The organism is Bradyrhizobium sp. (genome assembly GCF_035570375.1).
Taxonomy (GTDB): domain Bacteria; phylum Pseudomonadota; class Alphaproteobacteria; order Rhizobiales; family Xanthobacteraceae; genus Bradyrhizobium.
This window is the reverse complement of the sequence record NZ_DATMLW010000072.1, coordinates 1-10,103: the sequence shown is the minus strand read 5'-3', so window position 1 is coordinate 10,103 and position 10,103 is coordinate 1. Positions and strand designations below refer to the sequence as shown.

The following is a 10,103-nucleotide window of genomic DNA, read 5'->3' as shown; positions in this document are numbered from 1 at the left end:
TTCTGCGGTCAATCTTGAGGTTGATGCCGCCGAAGGTGCGCTGCTGGGCCAGGATTTCGAAAGCGACGCCCAATTTTTTTTCCCGGTCGCAAGCGGGGCGGGTGTAACGCCGCCCCATGTGCCGGTCATACTCGACAGCGGCAAATGCGTGGCCGCCACAGCGAACATCGCGCCCGGCAAGGTCGTGTTCGAAGTTCGCAACGCTGGCAAGCTGCCAGTGGTATTCGGCATCCTGCAGCTTCCGATGGCGACGTTTCAGCGCCCGAAGCTTCACTTCACGCCATCCTTATCCGGCAAGCGACTGCTGATGACACAAACCTTTCGCGACTTCTTCCGCTCGGAGGTGATCAGCGCGACGGAGGGCATTGCGGTTCTCGACGTTACCCTCATATTCACCGATCTCAAGGGCTCGACGGCGCTCTACAAGCGGATCGGCGACCTTAACGCCTACATTCAGGTGCAGCGGCACTTCCAGCATCTTCTCGACGCCACTGTTCGGCACAATGGCGCCGTCACCAAGACGATCGGTGACGCCGTGATGGCAGCGTTTTTGACTTCGGCCGATGCGGTGCAGGCGGCGCTTGATATGCGCGAGGCCGTCGATCAGCTAAATCGGGACCGCCCGCAGCGTGATTTCACCCTAAAAATTGGCGTGCATCGGGGAGCCTCGATCGCGGTCACGCTCAACGAGCGGCTCGATTATTTTGGCCAGACGGTGAATATCGCAGCGCGGGTGCAAAACCTTGCCGATGGCGACGAGATTTGTATTACCGAAGAAGTTTACGGCGCGCCGGCTGTGGCGGAAATTATTGCGCCATACCCGGTGCAAAAGAGCGAGGCGGAACTCAAGGGCGTCAGCAAGACCATGTCGGTCTATCATCTGGCCCGAATCGCGTCCTAAAGCGTGATGGCTTTTGGTCGAATCGCCATCGCGCTTTAGTTTATTGTTTGCGCATGATCTTTTCGGAAAACCGCTACACACTTTTCCGGATCATGCGCTAGTCGGCGCAACTGGTTTTGCGACTGGCGCCACACGACTTCGCCGTCCGAGATGACGCACGTCGTGCGCTACCTCCGACCCGCGCATCCACCTCTTTTCTCGACGTGGTCACAAGGGGCATGATGCTCTTGGTGATGATCACCTACGGCTCGCCTAAAATCGTGATCGTCCTATGATGAATCAACAACCAGGCACGGACGGGAAGGAAAGAAAATGAAGGCATCGATATTTTGCCTGCCGAGCGTCGGCTCGCGCGCCGAGATCGAGGCGGGCATGGCCGCGACAAGGCCCGAACTCTACCAGCGCATGTTGAAAGAGCTGACCGAACTCATCAAACTTGCCGACGACCTCGGCTACGATTCGGTGAGCTTCACCGAGCATCACTTCCACATCGAGGGCTTTGAGGTTTCCAACAATCCCGTACTGCTGGATCTCTACTTCGCGATGCAGACCAAGCGCATCCGCGTCGGTCAGCTCGGTATCGTGCTGCCGGCCGCCAACCCGATCCGCGTCGCCGAGGACATCGCGATGCTCGATCACATGACAGGCGGACGCGCCTGCGCCGGCTTCGCCCGCGGCTACCAGCGACGCTGGGTCGACATCATGGCGCAGCAGGCGCACGGCGTCTCGGGAACCTTGCCGCATCATCATGATGCGATCGATCAGACCAACCGCGAGGCGTTCGAGGAGAACTGGCAGATCATCAAGAAATGCTGGACCGAGGAGATGCTGACGTTCAACGGCAAGTACTGGAAGATACCAGCGGGCGCGACGCCCTGGGATCTCGAGACCACGGCGAAATACGGCAAGGGCGTCGAGAATGGCATGCTGACGTCGGCGGCGTGGTGCCGAAGCCCTTGCAAAAGCCGTACCCGCCGGTGTTCCTGCCGTTCGCGTCGTCGCCGAACTCTATTCGATGGGCTGCGCAAGAGGGCGTCACCGCAATCCTGCCGCCGATGCATGAGGCCTACGCGTCACCGCTGTTCGACCTTTATGCCGAGGTGTCGGGAAAGCCCCGCGGGCACGGCACGGGCTTGTTGCGCGACGTCATCATTGCGGACACAGACGACGAGGCCATGGCGTTGTGGGAGGACTCCGGGCGGTTCTCCGGCCGGGCGTGGTTCGAGCCGTTCGGCTTCCGCCGCGGCCTGATGGACCCGGTGACGAAGAAATTTGCGACCGCACAGGAATCGATCGACCTCGGCTACGCATTGGTCGGCACCGTCGATACCGTGACGCGCGCGCTCGAAGCCAACATGAAGCGGCAACCGGTCGATTGGTTGTTCTGCTACACCTACAACGAGCTGGTTCCGCATGGCAAGTTGATGAAGTCGACCGAGGCCCTGTGGACCAAAGTGTTGCCGAAGTTCATGTGAGTCCCCCTGCTGTCGCATGTCAGAAGATGCGACGGGCGAAAGGCAGACGCAGCACAATGAGGTCGGTGAAGGCAAAGGAGCCAACGATCGCGCCGATCACGGTCATGAGCAGGCGCAAAAATTTGGGCATTGGCGCGTCGATGAGAGCCCATTGCAGCAGCAACACGATCGGAAAGTGGAAGACGTAGACCGCGAAAACGTTGCGCGCGAGCACCCGCCACACGCGTCCTGCTCCGAGCCCCAGTTCCCGCGACAAAACCGGCAGGCCGACGCACATGCCTGTGCAGATGAAGGCCTCGGCGGTGCATATTCGCAATTGGCGCGAGGCATCGTCAGCCGCGACACCGGTTGGCGCTGCCGTGGCGGCGAGCACATAGGCCAGCAGCGCGAGCCCCACGCCAATCGCAAGCCAGGCCAGGGCGCGCCGCGTCGGCATCGTCTGCAGCCAGCGGCGCGGGCCAGCGAACACGCCGATCACGAACATGCTCATATATTGCGGCAGATGCGCGGGCTCCATCTGGATAAAGTGAAGAAATCCAATCCAACGGCCCTGGGGGTACCAGAGACGGACGATGAAGGTCGCCCCGGCAAGCAGTATTGCGTAAGTCGCGAGAGCCAGATGAGAAGGTGGTTTGCGCCATAGCTTGCCGTCATCCGGCGGCATGATCGCGCGAAATGCGGCATAGAGCACGGCATAGACCAGGAGATGTTCGAGAAACCAGAGATGGCCGAAGTTGAAAACCGGCCAGCGCTCTGTCGGCGGCCAATAGTCAGGCTTTGGACCGCCTCCGAAGAAATCCCGGGTCAGATAGGTCCAGTAGCTTACCGGCGGCAGGGTCGGATCAAGCGCAATATGCGACCAGCCCGCCAGCGGAACGATCAGGATCGTCCCCAGCGCAAGCGGCACACCCAACCGCAGCGCGCGGTCGGAAAGGAAAGTCGCCGGGCCTTTACGGTCGAACGCTCCCGGAGTGAAGTAGCCGCCGAGAAAAAAGAACAATCCCATGAAAAAGGCCGCGTTCACCCACAGGAAAACCCCTCCGCGCGCCAGTGGCGGATCTGGCAATGGAATCTCCGGCGGTTGGGCTACGACATAGGATTCGACGGAATGGTGGGCCACGACGAGCAGGATCAAGAAGACCCGCACGGCATCCACATAGTCCATCCGCTCCGGCTTGCCTGCACCGGTCATCGCCAAACCATTTTCACCTGGAGACTTCAGCTGCATAGTTGCTTCCAACGCCGCGGCAAGCACGGGGTTTGCATTGCATGACGAGTTCCAAGAGCTCGATCGTTCTACTGCCTTTCGTGGTCACCAACCGTGCAAGATGCCCTCATCGCTCTCGCTCGCGCCTTGACGAGGCCGGTCGATCTGATGGTAACGGCCGGCGAAGAAGATGAGTGGGCGAGAGGACGACCCCGATGGCCGACCGAGTGCCAACACGCGGCCAACGAAGATCAGATGGTCTCCGCCGTCGTGCACGGCGTAGCGTTCGCACTCGAAATAGGCCAAAGCACCTGGAATAAGCGGAACACCGGTGACACCGGCGATTGGCTCGAAGCCCAGCCATTTGCCGCCCCCCGATTGGGCAAACCGGGTCGACAGGCCGTCCTGCGTCTCGTGCAGCACGCTGATGCCCCATACGTTTGCCGCCTGCCAAGCCGAGAAGCTGAGTACCGTGCGCGCGAGAGAGAACAGCACCAGAGGCGGATCAAGTGAGACCGAGTTAAACGAGCTCACCGTCGTTCCCTGAAGCAGCCCGTCGGGCGCACGGGCTGCCACAACTGCAACGCCAGTGGGGAAAACTCCCAGCGCCTTCCGAAATTCACCCGGCGTGAAGGTCATTTTTGTCAACTCGGCAACTATTGCCCTGCAAAGTGGATTTATTCCGCGGCAGGCTCGACGACTTCCTCGTCCAGGTTATAGGTCGACAGCAAATGATCGACCATGCCGCGCGCCGCACCCCAATCAAAGGTACGGTAGCTGTGACCGGCGGTGACGAAACGAGCACCTGCGTAAAACATCTCATACTGCGTATGCCGCGAACCAAACTCCGAGCCGACGGCATCCCAGGCCGCCTTCAGCAGCTTGACCTTGTCCTCGGAATTGAAGTTCGGCGATCTCTGCGTCTTGCGCAAGATAGGTGCGAGCTCGGAATTGGCCCAGTCGCGGAAGGATGATGGCAGCATGATCAGCGAGCCCCCGGCGAGATCGCGAATGAGATTTATCAGACGCGGATAGAGGTCCTGCGTTATCACCTGCGCCGCATAAAGCAGATGCCGGTTTGGCACATAGAATTCGCCGCGTTTGCCACCCGAGGCTTCCATGCCGGAAAGCATTGCCTCCACCATGCCGGCATTGGCCGCCAGGCTACCGAGCTGTTCGCGCACCTGGGGCATATTTGTGGTACCGATCGCCTCGGTGATCTTGTGCGCCAGGCCAACCAGAAATTTCATCTTCACCGAAAGCCGGATCTGGGCCTGATAGTTCTGGAAGACGTGGCTCGGTGTGTCGTGGAATTGGGCGCGACACATGTCAGTGTCGCGATGGACGAACACGCGTTCCCATGGCACTTTCACGTTGTCGAAGTAAAGAAGCGCATCATTCTCGTCAAAGCGCGCTGACAGTGGATTATCGTAGACCGAGACAGCATGCGCCTCGTAACTTTTGCGCGAGAGTACCCGCAGCCCGGCGGTGTTCATCGGCAGGGCACAGGAGATAGCAAGGGCTTCCTCGCCGGGTTTGAGTGGCTGCAGATTGGCGACAAACACCTCGTTGGCCATGATCGAGCTGGTGCCCAGCATTTTGGCGCCGCGGATCGTCAATCCCGTGGTGTCCTCATCGACGATCTGTGCAACGAGCTCTTCCACCTGCTCGCCCCAGTCCTTAGAGCGATCAGCCTGCGGGTTGACTATGACGTAGGTGAGGAACAGATCATTTCTGGTGACGTAATCCACGTAATCGGCAAGCGCCTTGGCACGTTTTGGTCCATGCTTCTGGAAGACCTCGAGACCCATGCGCTGGCCGATGATTGTAGAGGCGACATGATCAGGTGACCGGCCCAGAAACCCATAGCTCACCTGCGCCCATGCCTGCAGTGCTTTGCGCCGCTGAACGAGTTCTTCGTAATTGCGCGGCATTTGCCAGCAGCGATTCACGCGCCGCGTGCCGCCTTCGGGCACGAAAGTCATAAGCTCGACGTTCTCGGGGCGCGCCTGGTAGTCGTACAACAGCGCCGCGGAAGCAGTTGCGTTGCGGTACGCCGCGTGCGTGGTGACGTCGTCGACGAGCTTTCCGTCTATGTAGACTTTTCGACCATCCTTCAGCGATCGAAGGTGCTCGGCCCCGGTCTTGCACTGCATCGGCGCTGCTCCTCTCCATGCTTCGTCGCCAGCCTAGCACATCCGCAGGTCGGAAGGAGCATTGGCATTTCTCACGGCAAGCTATGGTCGGGTATCGTGAATTTGGCGTTCGTCGTGTTGCCGAGGCAAGCTTCCTTCCGCACCTGACTGAAATACGGCGTCGTTGCTCGACGGGATTCTCTCCAGTTATGATCCCGCCGACGAGATCAGTGATCGATCCGGCTTCCACCGATCCGGGCGTTCGCCAAACTCTCCGAGGAGAATTCCAATGGCTATCAACAAGCTCCACGAAGAATTTTATACCCTCGACATGTCGAAGGGATGGGAAACTCCGGCTGGGTATCCCCCGGGCATTCAGCAGAAGATCCTGTCGGGAGCGCTCAACGAGACCGACAAGCGCGGCAGTCGGACCCGACTGTTGCGCTTCGCGCCAGGTGTCTACACGACAACGCCGTTCGTTCACGAATATTGGGAGGAAGTGTTTCTGTTCTCCGGCGACCTGACGGTCGGAAACGACGAGCATGGCAAGGGGGGTGAAGCTTTCAAGCCGAACACTTATGCCTGCCGGCCGCCTGGCGTGTTTCACGGTCCGTTCAAATCGGAAACCGGTTGTATGCTAATGGAGATCCATTATTTCGATCCGGCTTGATCGGTGTCGAGCCAAGGGCGAAGCGCCTGGCGTCGAAGCGATCCAGCTCTCACGGCCTCAATGAAAATCCCGCGAGGGCGGCAGGATGCGCACGTCGCGGGGATGGCGGATTTTCTGGGCAGGACTGTCCAGATGATCGCGGGAATCGTCATTGAGCGGCTCGATCAGCACAGGTCCCGCCGGCACGGGGTGCTTTCGGCTGAACGCATCGTTGGCAAGGCCAACGAGATCGCGGGAGCGATCGAACAGTCTTTCGGCCACGAGATGCACGACCTTTTCGGGGCTGCTTTGAATATAGCCTTCGACCAGCACCAGCCGCGCGCCCATCACCTCTTTGCGAAAACGTTCCATCACCTTCGGCCACACCACGATGTTGGCGATGCCAGTTTCATCCTCCAGCGTCATGAAGACAACGCCCTTGGCGCTGCCCGGACGCTGCCGCACCAGCACCACGCCGGCACAGCGGACATATTGCCGGTCTCTGGCATCGGAAACGGACGCGCAGGCGATGACCCGTTCGCGTTCAAATTTCGACCGCAGAAACTGCATCGGGTGGCCTTTCAGCGACAGGCGGATGGTCTGATAATCCGCCACCACGTGCTCGGCGAGCGGCATCAAGGGCAGCGGTTGCGCCTCCTCATCCGGCTGTTCACGCGCGGCGACCGTCTCGAACAGAGGCAGCGGGACGTCATCGGGCAGGCGCCGCACCGCCCACAACGCGGCATGGCGGTCAAGCCCGATGGAACGAAACGCATCGGCGTCCGCCAAAAGAATCAGCGCGCGCTTGGGCAATGCGGTGTCTCGGGCGAAATCCTCCAGCGACGTAAAGGGACGGCGGGCTCGCGCGGCGACGATGCGCTCGGCCCAGTCGTCCGCTTCCCCCACATCGTCATTCCGGGGCGCGCGAAGCGCGAACCCGGAATCTCCCAATATAATCTCGAGATTCCGGGTCTGGTCCTTCGGACCATCCCGGAATGACGAATCGGACGCACCATCCCGGAACGACTGCTGAATTCGCTTCAACCGCGCCTCGTCCGGATCGGTCCACCTGAATCCGTCGATCTGGCGAAAACCGAGCCGCACCGCGCAATATTTCCCGCTTTTTTCCTCCAGCGTATTCTGGGCGTAGCTGAAGGAGACATCGATCTCGCGCACCTCGACGCCGTTCTTGCGCGCATCGCCCACGATCTGCGCCGGGGCATAAAAGCCCATCGGCTGCGAATTCAACAAGCCGCAGCAAAAAGCGTCGGGGTGAAAATGCTTCAGCCATGACGAGACATAGACTAGTTGCGCGAAGCTTGCGGCATGGCTTTCGGGGAAACCATAAGAGCCGAACCCCTTGATCTGGTCAAAGCAGTTTTTCGCGAATTGCGGATCGTAACCGCGCGCGATCATGTTGTTGACCATCTTGGATTCGAATTTTCCGATCGTGCCGACATTGCGGAATGTCGCCATGGCGCGGCGCAGGCCATTGGCCTCTTCGGGGGTGAATTTTGCGGCCTCGATCGCGATCCGCATCGCCTGCTCCTGGAACAGCGGCACGCCGAGCGTCTTGTGCAGGACCTTTCGCAATTCATCCTTGTCGCCATGGGTGGGCGACGGCGACGGGTAGACCTCCTTTTCCTGGCCATTGCGCCGGCGAAGATAGGGATGCACCATGTCGCCCTGGATCGGGCCTGGCCGCACAATGGCGACTTCGATGACGAGGTCGTAGAATTTGCGCGGCTTTAAGCGCGGCAGCATGTTCATCTGCGCGCGGCTCTCGACCTGGAAGACGCCGAGCGATTCACCCCGGCACAGCATGTCATAGACCGGCTTCTGTTCCTTCGGGACCGTCGCCAGCTCCCAGCGCTCGCCTTTATGATCTGCGATGAGATCGAAACATTTGCGGATGCAGGTCAGCATCCCCAGCGCCAGCACATCGACCTTCATCATGTTCAGCGCATCGACGTCGTCCTTGTCCCATTCGATGAAGGTGCGGTCGTCCATCGCGGCATTGCCGATCGGCACGTAAGTATCGAGCCGGTCCTGGGTGAGCACGTAGCCGCCGACATGCTGGGAGAGATGCCGCGGAAACTCGATCAGCTCGGCGGCGAGTTCGACCGCGAGCTCCACCATCGGGTTCTGCGGATCAAGTCCCGCCTGCCTGACCTGATTTTCGTCAAGCCCCTTGCCCCAACTCCCCCACACCGTATCCGCCAGCGCCGAAGTCACATCCTCGGTCAACCCCAGCGCCTTGCCGACGTCGCGGATCGCGCTGCGCGGCCGATAGTGAATGACGGTCGCGATAACAGCTGCGCGGTGCCGGCCGTATCTCCGGTAGACATATTGCATCACCTCCTCGCGCCGCGAATGCTCGAAATCGACGTCGATGTCGGGTGGTTCCAGCCGTTCCTTGGAAATGAAGCGCTCGAACAGCAGATCGATCTTGGTCGGATCGACGGAGGTCACATCGAGCACGTAACAGACGGCCGAATTCGCCGCCGATCCCCGGCCCTGACACAGGATTTTCTGCTCGCGTGCATAACGGACGATGTCGTGCACGGTGAGAAAGTAATGCGCATATTTCAGTTTCCTGATCAGGCGCAATTCCTTGTGCAAGACCTTTTTGGTCTTGGGCGGAATCCGGAGTGGAAATCGTCTGTGCGCGCCCTGCCAGGTCAGGTCTTCCAGATGGCGCTGTGCGGTCTTGCCCGGCGGAACCGGCTCGTCGGGATACTGGTATTTGAGCTGATCGAGCGAAAAGACGATGCGACCGGCAAACCTGGTGGTTTCCGCGATCGCCTCCGGCACGTCGCGGAACAGCCGCGTCATTTCATCCGCCGGCTTGAGATGGCGTTCGGCATTGGCTTCGAGGCGCTTGCCGATGGTCTCGATGGTCGTCTTCTCGCGGATACAGGTGAGCACATCCTGCAACGGGCGGCGCGACGGATGATGATAGAGCACGTCATTGGTCGCAAGCAGCGGCACGGAAGCGCAATCAGCCATGCGCTGAAGCCGCGCCAGCCGGCGGCGGTCGTCGCCCCGGTACAACAGGCTGGCGGCCAGCCACACGCCATTGGCACGGCTCGATCGCAACCGATCCAGGATCTGAAGCGCTTTTGTTTCCTCGAAGCGATGCGGCAGGGCGAGTGTGAGAAGCTGGCCTTCGGCAAATTCGAGGAGGTCGTCGAGTTTCAGGTGGCACTCGCCTTTGAGGGTGTCCTTGCCGAGCTTGCGGCGGGTGAGCAACTGGCATAACCGGCCGTAAGCCGCGCGATCGCGCGGAAAAGCCAGGATATCAGGTGTGTTGTCGGTGAAGACCAGCCGCGATCCGATCAAAAGTTTTGGCTTGAATTTGATCGCGGTATTTCCGAGTTCGTTATAGGCCCGAACCACGCCTGCCAGCGTATTGTGATCGGCAATGCCGATGGCGGACAGGCGCAAAAGACTCGCCTGATGCACGTAATCCTGCGGATGCGAGCCGCCGCGCAGGAATGAAAAATTCGTCGTGATGCCGATCTCCGCATAAGCCAGTGGAGTGGATTTGACATTCGCACCCCATCTGGTCGCGAGTTCGTCAGCGAATGTCAAATCCCTAACTCCACTGGAAACTTATATTTGCTGGTGGTCCTTTGATTCCAACATTCGCAAAATTGCCGGCCGAGAAGGGATGCGAATGTTGGAATCGGACCACCAGTGGAGTGGATTTGACATTCGCACCCCATCTGGTCGC

General features: G+C 59.9%; 8 protein-coding genes and 1 pseudogene. 4 read left to right on the top strand and 5 right to left on the bottom strand.

The window, feature by feature from the left end; genetic code table 11:
* Together VNX23_RS08095 and VNX23_RS30995 are read left to right on the top strand one after the other, a co-directional pair.
* Nucleotides 1–901 (top strand): adenylate/guanylate cyclase domain-containing protein (locus VNX23_RS08095; protein WP_325628851.1); only part of this gene is annotated, 901 nt, incomplete at its 5' end.
* Between the two features lie 312 nt (nt 902–1,213).
* A pseudogene (locus VNX23_RS30995) lies at nt 1,214–1,705 on the top strand (LLM class flavin-dependent oxidoreductase); the annotation flags it as partial.
* Here VNX23_RS30995 and VNX23_RS08085 read toward each other — a convergent pair.
* Complete coding sequence (locus tag VNX23_RS08085; protein WP_325628847.1) at nt 1,663–1,827, bottom strand: hypothetical protein; 165 nt, start codon at nt 1,825–1,827, stop codon at nt 1,663–1,665. The pseudogene VNX23_RS30995 and the gene VNX23_RS08085 sit on opposite strands and share 43 nt — an antisense overlap.
* A 30-nt stretch (nt 1,828–1,857) precedes the next feature.
* On the opposite strand from VNX23_RS08085, the gene VNX23_RS08080 reads away from it, so the two are divergent.
* Nucleotides 1,858–2,376 carry a hypothetical protein gene (locus VNX23_RS08080; RefSeq protein ID WP_325628846.1) on the top strand — a complete coding sequence of 173 codons (519 nt, stop codon included), beginning with the start codon at nt 1,858–1,860 and terminating at the stop codon, nt 2,374–2,376.
* Between the two features lie 19 nt (nt 2,377–2,395).
* Here VNX23_RS08080 and VNX23_RS08075 read toward each other — a convergent pair whose 3' ends face one another.
* From VNX23_RS08075 to VNX23_RS08065, 3 genes are all read right to left on the bottom strand, one after another.
* Complete coding sequence (locus tag VNX23_RS08075) at nt 2,396–3,604, bottom strand: acyltransferase (RefSeq protein WP_325628844.1); 1,209 nt, start codon at nt 3,602–3,604, stop codon at nt 2,396–2,398.
* A gap of 84 nt (nt 3,605–3,688) precedes the next feature.
* Nucleotides 3,689–4,222 (bottom strand): flavin reductase family protein, encoded by a 534-nt coding sequence (locus tag VNX23_RS08070; protein ID WP_325628842.1) that lies wholly within the window; start codon nt 4,220–4,222, stop codon nt 3,689–3,691.
* 38 nt (nt 4,223–4,260) lie between these two features.
* Nucleotides 4,261–5,739 (bottom strand): 4-hydroxyphenylacetate 3-hydroxylase family protein, encoded by a 1,479-nt coding sequence (locus VNX23_RS08065; protein ID WP_325628840.1) that lies wholly within the window; start codon nt 5,737–5,739, stop codon nt 4,261–4,263.
* 268 nt (nt 5,740–6,007) lie between these two features.
* On the opposite strand from VNX23_RS08065, the gene VNX23_RS08060 reads away from it, so the two are divergent.
* Nucleotides 6,008–6,388 (top strand): cupin domain-containing protein, encoded by a 381-nt coding sequence (locus tag VNX23_RS08060; RefSeq protein WP_325628839.1) that lies wholly within the window; start codon nt 6,008–6,010, stop codon nt 6,386–6,388.
* 57 nt (nt 6,389–6,445) lie between these two features.
* On the opposite strand, the gene VNX23_RS08055 is transcribed toward VNX23_RS08060, so the two are convergent.
* The gene (locus VNX23_RS08055; protein ID WP_325628837.1) at nt 6,446–9,961 is read right to left on the bottom strand and encodes an error-prone DNA polymerase; all 3,516 of its coding nucleotides are present in this window, start codon (nt 9,959–9,961) and stop codon (nt 6,446–6,448) included.
* Nucleotides 9,962–10,103 lie beyond the last annotated feature (142 nt).